Below are 19,005 nucleotides of genomic sequence, written 5' to 3' on the forward strand. Positions count from 1 at the left end.
TAGGTGAAGGAAGAAAATTAGCAGATAAGATAGGAACAGATTTATCAGTACTTTTATTAGGAAATAAAATAGATGAAGAAGCAGAAAAATTAGCCCATTACGGAGTAGATAAAGTTATTTATTTTGATCATGAAAAGTTAGAAAATTACTCAACAGATGCTTATTCCAAAGTTATAGGTGAGTATATATTAGAAAATCAACCTGAGTCAGTATTGATAGGAGCTACTTCAATTGGAAGAGATTTAGCGCCTAGAATTGCAGGAAGAGTAGGAACTGGATTGACAGCAGACTGTACATCATTAGATGTAGATTCATCAGATAATAAATTATTACAAACACGTCCTGCTTTTGGTGGCAACTTAATGGCGACAATTATATGTCCAAAGAATAGACCACAAATGTCAACAGTAAGACCTGGAGTAATGGAAAAAGCAGAATATAAAGATAAAGCAGCAGAAGTAGTTAAGATAGTTCCTGAGTTAAAAGAAGAAGATATAATCGCAAAAGTATTAGAAGTAATTAAAAGTGAAAAGAAAGCTGTATCATTGACAGATGCAGAAATAATTGTATCAGGTGGACGTGGAGTTGGTGCTCCAGAAGGATTCAAGCTTGTTGAAGAATTAGCAGAAGTTTTAGGTGGAGTTGTAGGTGCTTCAAGAGCAGCAACAGATAGTGGATGGATAGATCAGTCACATCAAATAGGACAAACAGGAACAACAGTAAGACCTAAGCTATATATAGCATGTGGTATTTCTGGAGCTATTCAACATATGGCAGGTATGTCAGATGCAGAATGTATAGTAGCAATAAATAAAAATGCTAATGCACCAATATTTAAGGCAGCACATTTCGGTATAGAAGGAGATTTATTCAAAGTTATTCCGGAATTGATAGAAGCGATTAAAGAAATGAAATAGTAGTCAACATAAATAATATTGAAGAAAGGAGACATCAGATGAAACCATTAGAGGGTATCAAAGTACTAGATTTAACAGTGCTCAATGGATTATGTACTATGGAATTGGCAGATTATGGGGCAGAAGTGATAAAGGTTGAAAAACCAGGAATGGGAGATCTTATAAGAACTTCGGAGCCATTAAAAGATGGTATTAGTCCATATCATGCATTTCTTGATAGAGGTAAGAAGAGTATCACATTAAGTCTTGAAAGTGTAGAAGGAAAAAAGATATTTAAAAAACTTGTTAAACATGTAGACGTCCTTGTTGAAAATTTTAAAGTAGGAAAAATGGACGAATTAGGGTTAGGGTATGAAGTTCTGGAAAAAATAAATCCTAAGCTTGTGTATGCAACTCTTACTGGTTTTGGAACTACAGGGCCTGAAAAAGATTATCCTGCAAATGAGATAATTGCACAAGCCAAGAGTGGAATGATGGATATAACAGGTTTTCAAGATGGACCACCTACACTTATTGGAATGTCAATAGGTAATCAATATGCTTCTCTTTACTTAGCTTCAGCAATTTCTATTGCGATTTTTCATACTAAACGTACAGGCCAAGGTCAAAAGGTAGAAACGTCAATGTGGGAAGCTTTATTCGCTGTAACTGAAGACAAATTAACAAGTTATGATATTGGTGGAGAGAATCCGACTAGAGTAGGAAATGCACATCCACTTATCAACCCTTATGATATTTTGAAATGTAAAGACGGACATGTAGCACTTGGAGTATCAACAGATCGCCAATGGAAAAGCTTTTGTAGTGAATTTGGACTAGATGATTGGGTAACAAATCCTAAATATTGTGATAATGAAGCACGTGGAAAATATTATTTTGGAGATTTAAGAGATAAGTTAGAAGATTATTTGCAAAATTTTACTAAAGCAGAAGTTTCAGATAAATGTGAAAAGGCTGGAGTTCCAGCTGCGGGATGTAATACCGTTACTGAAGCAATGAATCAGGAACAATTAAAAGTAAGAGACATGATTGTTGAAGTAAATGACCAAAGAATAGGACCTATCAAAATGGTTGGTAAGACAATTAAATTTCATCAAGACAATGAACTTGATAATGTGTTTGCATCAGCACCATTACTAGGTGAGCATAATCAAGAGATATACAAATTGATTGGATTAAGTAAGGAAAATCAAATCTCATTGAAAGAAATGAAAATAATATAGTTAAAGGAAGGTGAAAATATGAGACCTTTAGAAGGTATCAAAGTGCTAGATTTTACCCAAGCTTTAGCAGGTGTTTTTTGTGCTTACTATATGGGGGATTTTGGTGCAGAAGTTATTAAAGTTGAAAGACCCAAATACGGAGATCAATCAAGAGGATGGGGACCCTTCAAAAATGAATTAAGCGGATACTATGCATCTTTTAATAGAAGCAAAAAAAGTATTACAGTAGATATGAGAAGTGAAGAAGGTAAGCATCTTATTTTAGATTTAGTAAAAGAATGTGATGTAGTATTAGAGAACTTCAAAGTAGGAACACTAGATAGACTGGGAATAGGATATGAAAGAATGAAAGAAGTAAATCCAAAGATTATCTATGGTTCTGTTTCTGGGTTTGGAATAGAAGGACCTCTTTCACATCTACCTTGCTATGATATAGTTGCAGCTGCAAGGAGTGGAATAGTAGATCGTACAGGAGAAAAAAATGGTGAACCAGTGAAACCTGGATATTCTCTTTGTGATAACTGGAGTGGATTAAATTTATTGAATGGTATTTCTATGGCATTATATAGAAAAGAAATATCCGGTGAAGGTATGAGACTTGATGTTTCAATGTTAGATAGTGCATTCTATTTAATGGATTGGCCAATGATTGAATATTCAGTTTTTGGTACAATTCCTGAAAGAAATGGAAACCATCATGCATCTATTGCGCCTTATGGGGTTTATAAAGCAGCTGATGGATATGTGGCTCTTGCTGTAGATTGTGAAGAGGATTGGAATAAGTTTTGCAAATTAATGGATTTAGATTATTTAAATAACAATCCTAAATTTATAGATAATGAAGCAAGGCTTAAAAATCTTTCGGAATTGGTTGAAGAAATAGAAAAAGTAACAAGTGAAATCCCTAAATTAAAAATTGAGAAAATGCTAGCGCCTAAAGGAATAGCAGCTGGTTCAGTTATGACAATTCCAGAAGTTATAAATAGTGAGCAAACAAAAGCAAGAGAAATGGTTATTGAAGTTAATCAAAAGGCAATTGGTAAAATGAAAACAATGGGTATTCCAATGAAATTTAGTAAAACTCCGGGTAACCCATACAGCTCCGCACCGTTGTTAGGAGAACATAACGATGAAATCTTAAGAAAACTTTTGTATCTTAGATATACTCAAGAAATACATGAAGATTTATATCATAAGCAAGTTGTCTAATGATTAAGCCATAAACAGAATACCAGCCAGATTGCTGTTATGGCTTGATCATGAAATTGTGCCATAAATATATCTAATAATTCAGAAAGTAAAGTTAGACATGGAAAAACTGTCCATCATAAGATGGGCAGTTTTTCTATACTTCAATATTATACTTTCTTTTAAGTCTGGAAGCTTTAGATTGACTCATCATAAGAGCTTCTGCTACTTTTCGTGTTGTTTTATGCTCTTTAAAAGCATCTTCTATAAGTCGTTTTTCTAAATTATCTATAGCGTATTGATAATTCTTTTTATTACTTGGGTCATTTTTAATAAGTTTTTCAAGAATGTATGGAGGAAAATCTTCTAGCTCTATAGAATTTTTGTTTGATAACACTACAGCTCTCTCTACAACATTTTTTAATTGTCTAATATTACCAGGCCAACAATATTTGCAAAGAATATCAAGTACTTGTTGTGAAAATACCTTATTGAATTCATATTTTTCATTAGCGGAGTTTAAAAAGTAATTGGAAAGGGCGATAATATCCTTTTTTCGCTCTCTTAATGGAGGTAATGAAAGGTTTACAACACTTAGTCTCCAATATAAATCTTGTCTAAATCTTTTTTCTTTAATTAGTGCCTCTAGATTTTGATTAGTTGCGGCAACTATTCTAATATTAACTGATTTTGGGGATTTAGCGCCTATAGGATAAAATGTTTTATCGTCAAGAACTGTAAGAAGTTTGGCTTGAAGAGCCATTGACATTTCTCCTATTTCGTCAAGGAAAAGAGTTCCATTATCAGCTAATTCAAGTAGTCCAATCTTTCCTTTAGGACTAGCTCCTGTAAAAGCATGAGGAACATAACCAAATAGTTCAGATTCCATCAAATTTTCAGGTATTGTTGCACAATTTATTGATAATAGAGGATGATTCTTTCGAATACTATTTTCATGTATGTGCTTAGCTAAATAAGTTTTACCTGTACCTGACTCACCTAATAACAAGATAGATATATCAGCTTGGGAAGCTTTATTTGCTATCTTCAATATATTTTTATAAGAAGAACTTTCAGCAATGAAAAGATTATTTGATTTCGAATCTTCTTCATTATGATTTTCAGTAGAATTATCATATCGTTTAAAGCTGATATCGTAATTATGTAATTTTTCTTCAACAGAACTAACTACCATTTCAATTTCGTCATTTTTATCAAGTAATGGGACAACAGCTGAGACTCCCGTTCCTCCCATACAGAATTTATGTTCAACCATAATACGTTTTTTTTCTCTATATAATGTTGGGTGACATGTTGGCTCCCAACGCCCTTTATAAAGATCAATGGTATGTTTACCTACGATTTCCATTGGGGTCAAACCATAGTGTCTAACACATGCAGGATTTACATATAACACTTTTCCGTTTTTATCAGTTACATATACTTCATGGTGAAGATTTTCTAAAATTCTTAAAAGTGTATCTCTATCAAGATGATCCAGATATTTTTTATTTTGAAGATCATTATCCATAATTAATACCTCCATAATATTCAAATGTATTCTTATGACGATTTTAAAAGTATTTTGTAGTACAAAAGATTGCTGTAGATTACGGAATGTAATTCATATATATATTATAACAAAAAATAGATATACTGTGTCGAAATGTTATCAATAAAGTAAGAGCTATTAAGAGTAAATATTTAAAGAGTGAGTCAATTGTGATTAGAAATTTATCTATATCACATCAAATCCATATGGCTTATCGACAATTTTATTTTCAGGTTTAGTTTTAATTAAATATAATGCCATATATATATCACCAGAGGATCCTAATAAGTTTAGTAAATAAATAAAAGCTCTAATCCACCCATCAAAAAATAGAGACAACAATGAAATAATAAATATAGGGAATAGTAATACGACTAAGAATTTATTTCTTTCCAAAGCTTTTCCGGAAGTCTCTTTTGTATATGCAAATAAACCGTTAAATCCAAAAGATACTGAACATCCAAAAAATTTATATGCTATGCCATGCATTAATTCGTGAAAAATTGTGATGAGAAGCATTATAAGGAAAATGTATAAAAAGAAATCGATTGAGGGATTCTGGGTAGGAATAGTAGAATATTTTGAAGTTATGAAACTATAAAGAGCACCATCAAGCATACTATAATGAATTACTGTTAGAATAATTGCAAGGGCAGTACATTTTAACTGAACTTTCCATGTTATTCTGAATGACATTCATATCACCTCCATTAAAGTATAGACGTTAAATATGAATATTATTCCAAAGTTATTTTAAGGTGTAATATAAATCACATTCTAAATATGATTAGGGATAGAAGAAAAATTAAAGAAATTCACGATGCATAATTAAAAAAGGAGATTAATTGAGCATCGTGAATTATGTATTTCCAATTGAATAAGGTACATTAAACTAAATATACTAGGTATCGAATTTTTCAAATATTGAATCTTCAGGTAAGGGTTTACTATAAAGATAACCTTGAAGCATATCACATTTGTATTTCTGAAGTTGTTTAGCTTGATTAGGATATTCAACTCCTTCTGCTACAACATTGAGACCAAATTTATGAGCTATATATATAATTGATTGAATCAAATCTTTTTCATTACTAGTTTTATTTATAGCATCAACAAAAGATTTATCAATTTTTAGTGTGTCAATAGGTAATTTTGTTAAATATGATAATGAAGAATATCCAGTACCAAAATCATCTAAAGAGATTTTTATACCCATTTCTTTTAGTGCATTTAAAGTTAAAGAGCAAGATTCAAAGTTATCTATTAGTGAAGTTTCGGTTATTTCAAAATTTATTAATGTTGGATCAATTCCTGTGGTTTGTATTATCTCATTTACAGAATCAATAAAGTTAATTTGTTTTAATTGTATTGCTGACACGTTTACTGATACAACTAATTTTTCTTTTTTTCCTACATTAATTTTTTCGGAGAATAAAAGAGCATTTTTTATAACCCATTTACCAATATCGAGTATCAATCCCATTTCTTCAGATAATTTTATGAAATCATTTGGTGATACAAAACCAAATTCTGGGCTAACCCACCGTATTAATGCTTCAAAACCTTTGATTTTACCATTCGTTACTCCAATTATTGGCTGATAGTATAGAACAAATTCTTCATTTGAAATCGCCTTTCTTAATCCATTTTGTAAAACTAACTTACGATTTAATTCATCGTTTATTTCTTTTTTAAAAAACTTATAACAGTTTCTACCTTTTTCTTTAGCTTTGTTCATTGCAGCATCTGCATTTTTCATAAGGTCAGAATATGAGACACCATGGTCTGGACAAATAGCAATACCTATACTGGCTGTAATATAAAATTTATTTTCCCCAATACAAAAATGTTTTTCTAGATTTTTAGATATTCTTTTTACTTCAGCCTCTATTAGTTCTTTACTATGATGGTTTTCTAAAAGAATTACAAATTCGTCGCCACCAAGGCGAGCTAAATAAGAATTTTCAAGAGTCAATTCTTTGAGAAGAGCACTAACTTTTAATAAAAGCTTATCTCCAATAGAGTGCCCATATGTATCATTAATAATTTTAAAGTTATCTATATCTATAAATACAAGAGATAAAGTATTAGTATGTTCATTAAAAGATTGTATAAATTTATTAAAATGGTATTTAAAGTTGGTTTTATTCGGTAAACCTGTTAATTTGTCGTAATATGCATACTGATGAACTTTTGAAAGTTGATTTTTCAATTTTTCATGGGTGAAGTTTAACTCTCCATTTTTTTGAATTAATCTTTTTTCAGCAACCTTTCTTTTTCTTATATTAGTTAAAAGTAAAAAAATGATGACTAAAAATGCTGAAAGAGTGAGGGAAGAGAAAATTAATAGTTTTCTATACCTTTCATAAAAAGAACTTTCTTTATTTAGTATTATGCTATCTTTGGGAATTAGAGAGCTTTCTATATTAAACTTTTTTAATTGAATATAATCAAACATAAATTTATTTGGAGTTTGACTTATAAAAGGGATTTTTTCAGGTGGTAATCCATCATCTAGAATTTGATTTATTAAATTAGCAGCGGCTTTTCCTTGTTCAAAATGACTGATTACTTTACCACCTAAAATACCTTCACCAATTCCATGAGACCATAGATGAAAAATAGGAGCTTTTGAGTTTTCTTTAATAAGTTCTAAACTTTCATAGAAATTAACCGAGATACCCATTTTATCTGTATAAGCCGATAAGAGTAATATAATGTCCTTTTCGCTAATTGTAGCTACTTCTTTTGAATATTCAGCAAAGTTAAAATTATCTAAGTTTATGTCAGTAAAATTTAACGTTTTATATTTGTTTTTTAAGGCATAATAGCTTTTTAAATCGCATTGCCCACTTGTAGTGCCATCTACAAGAGCAATAATGTTTTTGGCGTTACTTTGGAATTTTAGTGCCAAGGAAATAGTTTCATCCATAGAAATAGCTTCTGTGACACCTGTAATATAAGGGTTACTGCTGAATTTTATTGCTTTATTAACATCGTTAACTCCAAGAAATACTATAGGAATTTCTTTTAACAGGTCATCTTTGTATATATTAATAAAATCTAGAGCGTTATCATCACAAACTATAACACCATTGTATTTTTTTGTATTAGTTATTTTATATTTAAGAGAATTTAAAAAATTGTTTATATTTTCTTCTGTATTAAACCTTTTGGTATCCATAAATTCAATATCAATAAGTATTTCTGAATTGTCTAATTCTGATTTTATACCTTCAATTTGTTGATTGAAAGTTGGGAAGCTTGGACTATATGAACTTATGACTAAGATACTCTTTTCTGGTGAACATGAAATCTTTTTTGTTGAAAAAAAACTAGTAGTTACTATAAAACAAAATACTATTAATAAACATAGAGTAGTACTTTTTTTTAAAGGGAGCATTTATAATCAGCCTTTCATCTTCATTAGTATGCAGATTTAATTTTAAAATTTAAACATGTAATCCAATTATAACATGGATTTTAATTATAATAGTGAATTATGTCTAAAACCTAAAAATAATCAACTTTTTTTATTTTTGTATTTTTTTTAGCATTTCATAGTCAACAATTATTCTATGGAGTCATATTTTGAATTATATAGAGTAAAAAAGTTCAACTATAAATGGAGTTGACCTATTGTTTATCTATATATTTGAGCTTTAGCATTTTTAAGAGACTTAAATGAAGGATGATTACCTTACTGCTAATTAAGGTGAGCCTACTACAGATGATTAAAACTTATTAACTGTATGAGAAAGAGGACCAGCACTGCTTCAAGATGTAGTGTTTTTAGAAAAACTTGCACATTTTGACAGAGAGCGAATTTCTGAAAGAGTCGTTTATGCAAAGGGAGCAGGAGCACATGGATATTTTAAAGTGTACTAATTGGGTCTAAAGTTGTTGCAGATACAGTGAGAGATGTAAGAGGGTTTGCAGTTAAATTCTGCACATAAGAGGATAATTATGATTTAGTAGGTAATAATTTCCTGGTATTTTTTATTTGGAAAATGAGCTAAAGTTGGGTTAGGACTTTAGCCGATAAAGTTATTTCCAATCAATACTTTTATAAAAGGTAGGATAAAAATCCTACCTTTTAACATGAATATAACCATTTTTTTGAATTTTTCACTCGAATAAATGATATAATAAAGTATAAATATTGCTGTACCAATAAAAATCAACAATAGCTTAGAACAGATTCTAAAACAATAAAAGGGGTGTTTAAGTGAAGGGTAAAATATTTTTTGGAATTATTTTAATTTTAGTAGGTTTAGGAATTTTATTAGAACAATTTGGACTTTGGGATTTTTGGAATATTATTTGGATGTGGTGGCCAGTAATATTAATAGTAATAGGTGCATGGCAGTTAGCAACAAACCCTGTTTCAAAAACTTCAGGATTGATACTTTTGTTGGTAGGAATTTTCTTTCAGTTAAGAAAGCTAGATGTGATAAATGTAAGTCTTATAAAATTCTTCTGGACAGTGTTAATTATTGTGATTGGAATGTCTTTTATATTTTCTGCTAATGGTGTTAATAAAAGTAGTAAATATCATGGAAGAGACATAAGTGAAGATGTTATTGATAAATTTGTAATGTTTTCTGGTTTCAATGCAAGAAATTATTCTACTAGCTTCAGAGGTGGTAGTTTGGTAGCGGCTTTTGGTGGCATGGATATTGACTTAACAGATGCTAATATTTCCACTGAAGGTGCTAGGTTAGACGTAACTGTTGCTTTTGGAGGTATTGATATAATTGTACCAGATAATTGGAAGGTCATAGTGAAAGGTGTACCTATTTTTGGTGGATGGTCTAACAAAACAAAGGCAAATAATTATTCTGCAGTAGAAGGCCCAGTACTATTGTTAAAATGTTTTGTGGCATTTGGTGGAATTGAAGTTAAAACTTATAAAAGTAGAGAAAACGACATGGCATAAGCTTTGTCGTTTTTTTTCAGATTAAAGATATTGTGTTTATTAATTAGTAGAGTTAATAAAGGTATTATTTTCAAAAGTAACTGGTAGTTTTGGTTTATTACAGAGAAAACCTATGATTGAGCTTAAGAGTGAAATAAATGCCATAGCAATAATAGCCCAATTATAACTACCTAAATTATCAAATACAGCCCCAAAAGGGATAGGTCCAAATGCAGAACCTACAACAATGAACATAGTTGCTGCAGCTTGGATGCTACCTAAGTATTTTCTACCAAAATAGTTAGGCCACATTACTTTTCCTGATACATCTTGAACGCTTTTAGCAATACCGTAAAGGATCATAAAGAGTACTGCTGCTGTAAGTGTTTTTACAAAAACAAGAATTAATAGAGCAAAAGCTTCTATAACAAAAGTTATAGAAAAAACATATTTGGGATTCCATTTATCAAGGATAAATCCTCCAATAATTGGTGCAATGAATCCAGGAAGACCCATAAGTCCTAAGATATAAGCTGCTTGAGATTGATAAATTCCTTTTTCGCTCATAATAGAAAAAAAATGAAATACTAGCCCAGTAGTAATCATAGGGGTTATGGTTACACAAAAGCCTAAAAACCAAAATTCTTTTGTTTTCATTGCAGTTTTTAGTGTCCATGAATTCTGTTCCATACTAACGCGTTCTTCGTTTATATCAGCAATGCTATTAATACTTTTGTTATCAGGTAAAACTCCAATTTCTTCAGGAGTGTTAACTACTAGTGTCCACATAAGTGGAAGGAAAATAAGTATTATAAGAATCGACCATATTCTCCAAGACGATTGCCAACCATAATTATTAATCATCCATATATTTAAAGAAGGTACAGAAACAGAAGCTAGTGAACCACCAATTCCATATATACCTATTGCAAGAGCACGTTTACCTTTAAACCATTGAGGTACAAGTGTACTGGGTATTAATGCCAAAGAGCCTTGTCCAAAATATCTTGAAGCTAAAAACCCAAAAAATATCATATATATTCCGGAGATAAAGCTATTAAAAATACATGTAATAGCCAGCATTACGCCACAGAATATAAAAACAATTCTTTGTCCAAATCTATCAACTAACTTACCTATGCCTAGTAGTGATAACCCTGAAATCAATGTGGCAGTTGAATAGATTACCGATATAGTAGTACGACTAATTTGAAATGTTTCAATATAGGAATTTATAAAAGTGGAAATTCCATAGGATTGCCCAGGTGACGAAAAAAATAGACTTAATGCAGCTAAACCAACAATAACCCATCCATAATAAAAGTTCTGATTAATTTTCTTTGCGATTCTAGTATTCATCTTAATCTCCTTAATGATAGTTTAAATTATTACTCTTTATCTATGAAAGAGTATAAGCTATTTAGAATAAAGATACAACTTTTAATAAAAAACTTTTTATAATAAAATCACTGACTTAACAGTGTTACGTAGAATATATTAAGATTTGAAAAATATGAGTTAATCTAGACTGTTTATTTATATTTTGAGTTATAATAAGAGTAGAAATTGGCAATTTATAAAAAGGAGGAATTATGAGTTTTAATAATTCAATTATAGAAACTATAAAAAAACGAAAGTCAGTGAGAACGTTTGAAAATAGAGAGATAGATAATGATACTTATAAAAAAATATATAACTATTTGGAAGTAGAGGAAAACTTGAAAGGACCATTAGGGGGCAATCCTAAGCTGGGTTTAGTTCCTGTAAATAGAAATATTACTGATAAGGGTATGAAAATTGGAACATATGGATTTATCAAAAATCCACAGGCATACATCGTAAGTGTTATAGAAAATAATGAAATATCACTTGTAGAACTAGGATATGTCTTTGAAAAAGTGGTTTTATATTTAACAGAAATAAATCTTGGAACTTGTTGGCTTGGAGGTACTTTTACACGCGATTCATTTGAAAAGCAAATTAATATCAATAATAAAGAAATAATTCCTACAGTTACTCCTATTGGTTATGAAAGAGAAAAACCAGGTTTTCTCCAATCGGCTATAAGATTTGCAGCTAAATCAAATAGTAGAAGACCTTGGAAAGAACTTTTTTACTATTCTAATTTTGAAAAAGAATTGAAGGAAGAAGATGCAGGTGAATTTTCAACAAGTTTAGAGATGGTGAGACTAGGTCCATCGGCATCTAATAAGCAACCATGGAGAATTGTATTATCTCAAGATAAAAGGACCATTCATTTTTATTTATCACATACACCTAATTATGCAGGTAATAAAATGGGATTTGATATGCAGAGAATAGATATTGGAATTAGTATGTGTCATTTTGAACTAGCATGTCAGGAATTAAACATTGTTGGTAAATGGATAATTGAAAATCCGAATATTGATTTGCCTGATGAACATATGGAATATATAGTGAGCTTTAGGAAGTGAAATAAAAGACGAAGAAAATTAGTGACAAGTGGCAAGTGATAAGTGACAAGTTAATGAAAGAGATCGTTGAAGAATAACTTCTACTAAATTCTTTCAAAAAACATATAGAGTTTTTAATTCAACTAATTATTTATGCAAGTCCAAAACTCATAAGTGCCTGAGATTTTGTACATGTATAAATAAAGTTTCGTAATAAAAACTCTTAATTGAAGATTGCATATTTTTGAAAGAAAAGTAGAACTAATCCTTAAGCCGACTCTTAGGATAATTCTCTTGCAGAAAATCTTTAACTAAGCCTTAATCATCTTCGACGATAGAAACTGTACTTTTGCTACGCAAAAGGAATCTTTTATCTTTTGTTTAATTAAAAGCTTTCGCTTGCGAAAGGTATCCACAACTTGTAACTTGTCACTTTTAACTTGTAACTATAAATTGCTCCGCGATTTATAAAAAGGGAGGATAATATGATTAAAATTTCTGGTTCAATAATAAAAAAAACGAAGATTATCAGTGAAGAAATAGTTTCTTCCACAACAGATGGGAGTTATCAAGATAAATTAAAAGAATGTATTACTGAAATTTGTTATAGATTAGATATAGAAAAACCTTATTGGTTACCTAATAATTTAGAGGAGTATAACAAAAGGAATAAAACATCTTTTGATGAGCATAATTTTGTTGATGAAATTGCTTTTGATAAGTTTGTTATAGAAGAAATTGAAGAAATATAAATTGAGAATCGAGAGAATAATTGGTAAAATAAGATTATAAAAAAGATAAAGTATAGACAAAAGGGGTGTTTTTAATGAAATCTTTAAAAGGAACTAAAACAGCAGAGAATTTAATGAAATCTTTTGCTGGAGAGTGTCAAGCTAGAACTAAGTATACATATTATGCATCAACGGCAAAAAAAGAAGGATATGTTCAAATATCAAATATATTTATGGAAACAGCAGAAAATGAAAAGGAACATGCTAAAAGATTCTTGAAATTTCTTAATTCAGACATGGGGAACGAGGGAGTAGAGATAAATGCTACTTATAATGCAGGACTAAGTACTACTGCTGAAAATTTAAAGTATGCAGCTGGTGGAGAAGAGGAAGAGTGGACAGAGTTATATCCGCAGTTTGCAGCAACTGCTGAAGAGGAAGGATATTCTGAAATTGCAGAAGTATATAGAAAAATAGCAGAAGTTGAAAAGAAACATGAAGCGAGATATAGAAAATTATTAGCAAATATTGAAAATGGACAAGTATTCAAAAAAGATAATGAAGTTTTATGGAAATGTAATAATTGCGGATATATTCATGAAGGATTAGAAGCTCCTGAAGTTTGTCCGGCTTGTGCGCATCCACAAGGGTATTTTGAGGTATTTACAGAAAACTATTAATAAACTATTTTATATGAACTTATTTTATATGAACTTATAAAAAAGACCTTTTAGAGTTAATTTAAACTCTAAAAGGTCTTTTTGTATTGGTAAAAATTACAATGGCATTCTACGTCAAAATACGACAAAATTCGAGTATAATATATGTATAAGTTTTATAAAACAAAAGATTAACTTAAAATGCACTTCACAATAATAATTTGGAGGTACAAAAGATGAGAAATATAAAATACGGTAATGTAATATCATTATTGATACTAATAAGTTTTATTTTAATAGCGACAAATTTTGTTTCTAATCAATCAACAAGTAAGAAACACGGTGAAACCGTTGGATCTTTAACTTCGGCTAGTTCAAAAACTGAAATAAAAGAAGAAAGTAATAATGATTTAACTAAAAAAACAAATGAAATAAAAAGTTTATTAAACTATGATGAAGAAGAACTAAATGAATGTCTTCCAGAGGACAATAGTGATGAAATAGATGCCCTACCAAAAGATGAATCAGATGAAGTTAAAGAAGTTAAAGAAACTAAAGAATACCATGAGAAAGAGGACATTAAGACTGAAACTAAAACTGAAGAAAAGAAAGAACAAGTAAAAGAGGAAACTAAAAAGGAAACTGAAGAAAAAATTGAAGAGAAAGTAGAAGTAGAAGAAAAAGTAGAGGTAGAAGAAAAGCTGCTAGTAGAAGAATTAAAAAAGATAGGTAATTCAAGTCAAGTGATAATTGTTACAGGTGATTATGGGAGCAACAATGTAATTGTAAAAACATATGAAAAAGTTAATAATAAATGGACAACCATATTATCTTGTACAGGGTTTATAGGAAGTAAAGGATTTGCAGTTAACAAGGTTGAAGGAGATAAAAAAACACCAAGAGGAATGTATACTTTAGGTACAGCCTTTGGAAGATATGATAATCCAGGAACTAAAATGACTTATACTAGAACAGATACAAATGATGTTTGGGTTGATGACAGTAATTCTAAATTTTACAATACATGGAATTATAAAGATCAAAATAATGGTCAATGGAATTCAGCAGAAAACTTATACATTGCACCATATAATTACTCGTTGGTTATAAATTATAATACTAGTAAAAGAGTACCTGGAAAAGGTTCGGCAATATTCTTCCATGTTAGCGTAAAACCAACTGCTGGTTGCGTTGGAGTAAGTGAAAGTAATATGGTAAAAGTGTTGAAATGGCTAGATCCAGCTAAGAATCCTATAATTATAATGACACCGAAAAGTGAGCTAAACCAATACTAAATGCAGTTGACAGTTTTAAGTAAAGGAAGATTTTCTTTTAGAAAATCTAAAATTAAGCTTTTTTACTAGAACAATATGAACAAAAACTATAGTAAACAAGGGATAGTAGATAGATTTGTGTAAAAGAATAAATCTATTTACTATCCTATTTTTGAATTTAGATTTTTATCAAGTAAATATATACTTAAAAAATGAAATCAAATTGGTGTTTTGGAAGTCCCTTCTTCAGTATTTTCACATGATGAATTTATCCGCCTGAATTCAATAGGGGGAATACCTTCATGATGCTTAAAAAACCTAGAAAAATAATGTGGATCTTGAAATCCTGTAGAATGTGCAATCTCCATAATTGAAAGACTTGAATGACAAAGATAATGTTTTGCTTGTTTTAAACGTATTTTAGCAAGATGTTCTGAAGGAGAGTAACCAACTTCAGCTTTGAACCTAGTAGTAAAGTGAGATCTGCTTAAACCTGCATAGGTAGCAATTTGCTTGATAGTAATATAATGTGGATAATTAGCATCAATAAATGCCAATGATCTTTCTATAGGTTTTGTGAATTCTGCCTGTTCACATATAATATTGATAGAATCGCTAGCACACTCATTTATAATCTGACCAAAAAGTTTATACAAACAGCCAGATGACTTTAAGACCATACCTGAAGAACTATTTAATGAAGAATCAACAATTTCCTTAATATTATCGAAGATTTCAGCACTGTGAATTCCCTTGATAACACAGTTATCAGGTGTTATGCTTAAATCATTAATAAGCTTTTGGGCATTTGGACCGTTAAAACCAATCCACCAGAGCTCTAACAAATCTTTTGAATCGGTTTTATAATAATGAACAACTCCAGGAAAGAGAAAAAAAGCATCATGTTTTTTTATCTTGTATTCAATATTGTTACATCTAAATATACCTTTGCCTGAGGAAACAAATATTATAAAATAATCATCTAGAACCCTTGGCTTACATTCATAATTTTGTAAAGCAGTAAGATACCCTACCCAAGTTGTATATAATCCAACAGAATGATGATATTTAGATTTATGTAAAACGTTAAATTTATATTCACCAAACATAATTGCACCTTCTTATATTTATTATCAGTCTATATTTTAATAATACCACACAAAAATCCACCTGAGAAAGACTTCTGTCTATATGTTTTAGCTCTATTGAAATATATAATTAAATTAAATAATCTTAAAGGCGGTGTTGATTTGGTAAATATTTATGAAAAAAACAAAGAACGATTCCAAGCAGCATATGAAAAGATAAAAAAAGTTTATGAACATAAGGAAACAAAAGAACTTCCTATTGTTTTATCAGATGTTAATTATTGGGTTTCAGGAGATACTCCAAGTCTTATTCCAGATGATTATTTCACAAATTTTGAATCAATGTTTGATTTTCAAGTAAGTAAAATAGAAAAGCACTTAAACAAATTTGATGATGATTATATACCTTTACTTTTTCCCTGGTATGGAACTGGAGTAGTTCCTTCAGCACTAGGTTCTGAAATTGTATTTCAATCAAAGATGGACCCTAGTGTCCATGGAACTGTTCTAAAAGAAGCAAGGGATATAAAAAAACTTTGTTTACCTGATCCGTATAAGAATGGATTAATGCCGAGGGTACTAAAATGTATTGACTATATGAAAGCAAACTCAGACCTTCCCATTTCTTTTACAGATCCTCAAGGGCCTCTTAATATTGCGCTTTGCTTGTGTGGTGTTGAAAATCTTTTTATATGGATGTATGAGGAACCTAGGTATGTTCATGAAATTATGGAGTTTTGTACCGAAGTTTTTATACAATGGGTTAAGGTACAAAAGAAACATGCTGGGCAACAATACAATAATGGAGCTTTTCCGCATGGTATTGTTTTACCGGAGGGATTTGGAGGAATATGGATTTCAGATGATGATTGTACTGTTATATCTCCAGAGCTCTACAAGAAATTTGTAGTTCCATATAACTCTAAAATATTTAAGGCTTTTGGCGGTGGTACTTTGCATTTTTGTGGAACAGCTGAGCATCAACTTGAAAATTTTTTAAACACTGAGGGATTAACGGGAATCAATAACTTTTGTATGGGTAATTTTAGTCAGGTATCCAAAATGCAAGAAATGTTTAAAGATAAACTTGCACTTATGATTTGTGATTTTACTCCACTTGATATTGAAAAATATTATACAGAACTAATTAATATTTTGAATTTCAAGGGAACTATTCTTTCTACTTTTATATCTCCTGAATGTGCCCTTGTAAATGGTAAATATGAGAATATTATAAGGGATAGAGATGAGTTAATGAATAAAACTAATGAGATTATTACAAGGCTTGTTTGTGAAAAAAGGTTTTAGTTTATAAACCTCTTTAGAATGGTTTCTAAAGAGGTTTCATTATTAGAAAAATCACTTTAAACATTATGATGAATTTTTATACTTATTTGGAGACACACCAACATATTTTTTAAAGGCCATTGAGAACTGTTGGGGATTTTTAAAGCCAACTTTTTCAGCAATTTCATAAGATTTTAACTGAGATGATGACAGCATTTCTTTGGCTTTCTTTATTCGCAAATCCATAATATAATTACTTAAATTAATTTCTGTTTCTTTTTTAAATATCCTGCAAAGGTATACCTTATGAACATTTAAATTGTCAGCTATATATGATAAACTCAAATCGTAATTTGAGTAGTTATGTTTTATGAAATCAATACAATCATTTACGAGTTTACTATATTTATTACAAGTTTTTTCATCTTTGATTCTTAATATTTTTACAAAAATATTTGAGAACCAATTTGACATTTTATTAATTGTTTCAAATTCAGAAACCTTAGCTATAGGCAGATAGTCAACGTCAAATACATTTATATAGGGAATGCTATATTCATTTAATATTATTGCTATAATTTCAAATAAATGCGAGTTAGTGAACTTAATATAATTATATTGCATAAAGCCTTTTAAATCTTTTGAGTATATATTATTTATTTCTTTTAATAATTTTTCTTCATTGTTATTATTAAAAGCATCTTGTATATTATCTAGTCTTCTCTTCAAAATATCTGTATTTAATTGACATTGATCCGAATAGAAAGTGTTATGCAAAATTGTTTTTCCGTTTCCTAAGAAAATTTTATATTTTAGCATATCGAAAGTTTCGGTATGCTTTATTGGTAATTTCCTTAAATCAATAAATTGTCTACTGATACTTATAGTTAAAGAAATATTTAGTGAGGATAATATTTCTCTTTTTATTGCTTCAGCTATTTTATGAATTTTTTCTATATAATTTAGCTCGCTATTGTCTCTTTTTAAACTTAAAATGGCAGAAAAATTACCATTTTTAGTATATACACATTCTCCGTTACAATGGGTTTTTATAATGCTGTTTATGGTCGTCAGAATTTCTTTGTTAATATTTTTTTCATCGATATAACTTTTAGTAGCTAGATTTAAATAATATTCATCTATGGATATACACATTACAGAATACATGCTGTTTTCTGCAACAATATCAAGATTATATTCCTTTATTAGATAAATAATTCTTTCAATATTATAACTATTAAAAAGTAGGTCTTTTAATACACTATGTTTAAACTCTTCAAAAAACTTTTCTCCTTTAGAGAATTCAGTATAGAGTATACTTTGAGAACTATTGAGCTCACCTTCAATTTTAGAAAGAAGAGCATATAATTCTTCAGCAGTAATAAGATCTTTTATTAGATAGTCGGTTACTTTCATTTTTATAGCTTCTTTAGCATAATAAAAATCTTCATGGCAACTTAGAATAATAAATTTTTGATTTGGATTAATCTTTTTTATTTCTTTTATCATTTCTAATCCATCCATGACAGGCATCTGTATATCAGTTATTATAAGATCAGGCAATATACTTTTATATTTAGAAAGGGCATCTTGCCCATTTTTAGCAGTATCAATAATTTTAAAGTTTGTTTTATGCCAATCAATAATATAATTTATAATATCTCTTCCGGGTTTTTCATCATCTACGATAAGTACTTTATACAATATATCCACCTGCTTTCTTAAAATTTATA

At 29.7% G+C, this 19,005-nt stretch carries 15 protein-coding genes and 1 pseudogene; 10 read left to right on the forward strand and 6 right to left on the reverse strand.

Going from position 1 to position 19,005, the window contains the following annotated elements:
* The 3 genes from ACQ3F0_RS22430 to ACQ3F0_RS22440 form a co-directional block, all read left to right on the forward strand.
* The coding region (locus tag ACQ3F0_RS22430; RefSeq protein ID WP_428867958.1) for an electron transfer flavoprotein subunit alpha/FixB family protein at positions 1-917 on the forward strand (917 nt) is incomplete at its 5' end.
* A 38-nt stretch (positions 918-955) separates the two neighbouring features.
* Positions 956-2,140 (forward strand): CaiB/BaiF CoA transferase family protein, encoded by a 1,185-nt coding sequence (locus ACQ3F0_RS22435; RefSeq protein WP_428867959.1) that lies wholly within the window; start codon positions 956-958, stop codon positions 2,138-2,140.
* Between the two features lie 18 nt (positions 2,141-2,158).
* Complete coding sequence (locus tag ACQ3F0_RS22440) at positions 2,159-3,349, forward strand: CaiB/BaiF CoA transferase family protein (protein WP_428867960.1); 1,191 nt, start codon at positions 2,159-2,161, stop codon at positions 3,347-3,349.
* A gap of 136 nt (positions 3,350-3,485) precedes the next feature.
* On the opposite strand, the gene ACQ3F0_RS22445 is transcribed toward ACQ3F0_RS22440, so the two are convergent.
* The 3 genes from ACQ3F0_RS22445 to ACQ3F0_RS22455 form a co-directional block, all read right to left on the reverse strand.
* Entirely contained in the window at positions 3,486-4,859 is a 1,374-nt protein-coding gene (locus ACQ3F0_RS22445) for a sigma-54 interaction domain-containing protein (RefSeq protein WP_428867961.1), read from the reverse strand.
* 207 nt (positions 4,860-5,066) lie between these two features.
* Positions 5,067-5,576, reverse strand: coding sequence for a DUF3267 domain-containing protein (locus ACQ3F0_RS22450; protein ID WP_428867962.1), 510 nt, complete (start codon positions 5,574-5,576; stop codon positions 5,067-5,069).
* 205 nt (positions 5,577-5,781) lie between these two features.
* Positions 5,782-8,283, reverse strand: coding sequence for an ABC transporter substrate binding protein (locus ACQ3F0_RS22455; protein ID WP_428867963.1), 2,502 nt, complete (start codon positions 8,281-8,283; stop codon positions 5,782-5,784).
* Positions 8,284-8,663: 380 nt separating this feature from the next.
* Between ACQ3F0_RS22455 and ACQ3F0_RS22460 the strand changes: the two are divergent.
* Positions 8,664-8,753 (forward strand): annotated as a pseudogene (locus tag ACQ3F0_RS22460) (catalase); the annotation flags it as partial.
* Positions 8,754-9,108: 355 nt separating this feature from the next.
* On the forward strand, positions 9,109-9,819 hold the full coding sequence (locus ACQ3F0_RS22465) for a LiaF transmembrane domain-containing protein (RefSeq protein WP_428867964.1): 711 nt from the start codon (positions 9,109-9,111) through the stop codon (positions 9,817-9,819).
* Positions 9,820-9,858: 39 nt separating this feature from the next.
* Here the strand turns inward: ACQ3F0_RS22465 and ACQ3F0_RS22470 are convergent, their stop codons facing one another.
* The gene (locus tag ACQ3F0_RS22470; RefSeq protein ID WP_428867965.1) at positions 9,859-11,157 is read right to left on the reverse strand and encodes an MFS transporter; all 1,299 of its coding nucleotides are present in this window, start codon (positions 11,155-11,157) and stop codon (positions 9,859-9,861) included.
* Between the two features lie 233 nt (positions 11,158-11,390).
* Here ACQ3F0_RS22470 and ACQ3F0_RS22475 point away from each other — a divergent pair, with 233 nt between their 5' ends.
* From ACQ3F0_RS22475 to ACQ3F0_RS22490, 4 genes are all read left to right on the forward strand, one after another.
* On the forward strand, positions 11,391-12,254 hold the full coding sequence (locus tag ACQ3F0_RS22475) for a nitroreductase family protein (protein ID WP_428867966.1): 864 nt from the start codon (positions 11,391-11,393) through the stop codon (positions 12,252-12,254).
* Positions 12,255-12,718: 464 nt separating this feature from the next.
* The gene (locus ACQ3F0_RS22480) at positions 12,719-12,985 is read left to right on the forward strand and encodes a hypothetical protein (RefSeq protein WP_428867968.1); all 267 of its coding nucleotides are present in this window, start codon (positions 12,719-12,721) and stop codon (positions 12,983-12,985) included.
* 74 nt (positions 12,986-13,059) lie between these two features.
* Positions 13,060-13,644, forward strand: a complete 585-nt coding sequence (gene rbr, locus ACQ3F0_RS22485) for a rubrerythrin (protein ID WP_428867970.1) — start codon at positions 13,060-13,062, stop codon at positions 13,642-13,644.
* 215 nt (positions 13,645-13,859) lie between these two features.
* The gene (locus ACQ3F0_RS22490; RefSeq protein ID WP_428867972.1) at positions 13,860-14,918 is read left to right on the forward strand and encodes a L,D-transpeptidase family protein; all 1,059 of its coding nucleotides are present in this window, start codon (positions 13,860-13,862) and stop codon (positions 14,916-14,918) included.
* A 197-nt stretch (positions 14,919-15,115) separates the two neighbouring features.
* On the opposite strand, the gene ACQ3F0_RS22495 is transcribed toward ACQ3F0_RS22490, so the two are convergent.
* On the reverse strand, positions 15,116-16,006 hold the full coding sequence (locus ACQ3F0_RS22495) for an AraC family transcriptional regulator (protein WP_428867973.1): 891 nt from the start codon (positions 16,004-16,006) through the stop codon (positions 15,116-15,118).
* A 141-nt stretch (positions 16,007-16,147) separates the two neighbouring features.
* Here ACQ3F0_RS22495 and ACQ3F0_RS22500 point away from each other — a divergent pair, with 141 nt between their 5' ends.
* The gene (locus tag ACQ3F0_RS22500; RefSeq protein WP_428867975.1) at positions 16,148-17,293 is read left to right on the forward strand and encodes a uroporphyrinogen decarboxylase family protein; all 1,146 of its coding nucleotides are present in this window, start codon (positions 16,148-16,150) and stop codon (positions 17,291-17,293) included.
* A gap of 63 nt (positions 17,294-17,356) precedes the next feature.
* Here ACQ3F0_RS22500 and ACQ3F0_RS22505 read toward each other — a convergent pair whose 3' ends face one another.
* Positions 17,357-18,976, reverse strand: a complete 1,620-nt coding sequence (locus tag ACQ3F0_RS22505; RefSeq protein WP_428867977.1) for a response regulator transcription factor — start codon at positions 18,974-18,976, stop codon at positions 17,357-17,359.
* Positions 18,977-19,005 lie beyond the last annotated feature (29 nt).

The organism is Clostridium sediminicola (assembly GCF_050402865.1).
Taxonomy (GTDB): Bacteria; Bacillota; Clostridia; order Clostridiales; family Clostridiaceae; genus Clostridium_AF; species Clostridium_AF sediminicola.

Bases quoted from the DNA above. Each gene is read 5' to 3' on its own strand.
- ACQ3F0_RS22435 (WP_428867959.1), top strand. From the start codon at position 956: ATGAAACCATTAGAGGGTATCAAAGTACTAGATTTAACAGTGCTCAAT.
- ACQ3F0_RS22440 (WP_428867960.1), top strand. From the start codon at position 2,159: ATGAGACCTTTAGAAGGTATCAAAGTGCTAGATTTTACCCAAGCTTTA.
- ACQ3F0_RS22445 (WP_428867961.1), bottom strand. From the start codon at position 4,859: ATGGATAATGATCTTCAAAATAAAAAATATCTGGATCATCTTGATAGA.
- ACQ3F0_RS22450 (WP_428867962.1), bottom strand. From the start codon at position 5,576: ATGTCATTCAGAATAACATGGAAAGTTCAGTTAAAATGTACTGCCCTT.
- ACQ3F0_RS22455 (WP_428867963.1), bottom strand. From the start codon at position 8,283: ATGCTCCCTTTAAAAAAAAGTACTACTCTATGTTTATTAATAGTATTT.
- ACQ3F0_RS22470 (WP_428867965.1), bottom strand. From the start codon at position 11,157: ATGAATACTAGAATCGCAAAGAAAATTAATCAGAACTTTTATTATGGA.
- ACQ3F0_RS22475 (WP_428867966.1), top strand. From the start codon at position 11,391: ATGAGTTTTAATAATTCAATTATAGAAACTATAAAAAAACGAAAGTCA.
- ACQ3F0_RS22480 (WP_428867968.1), top strand. From the start codon at position 12,719: ATGATTAAAATTTCTGGTTCAATAATAAAAAAAACGAAGATTATCAGT.
- rbr (WP_428867970.1), top strand. From the start codon at position 13,060: ATGAAATCTTTAAAAGGAACTAAAACAGCAGAGAATTTAATGAAATCT.
- ACQ3F0_RS22490 (WP_428867972.1), top strand. From the start codon at position 13,860: ATGAGAAATATAAAATACGGTAATGTAATATCATTATTGATACTAATA.
- ACQ3F0_RS22495 (WP_428867973.1), bottom strand. From the start codon at position 16,006: ATGTTTGGTGAATATAAATTTAACGTTTTACATAAATCTAAATATCAT.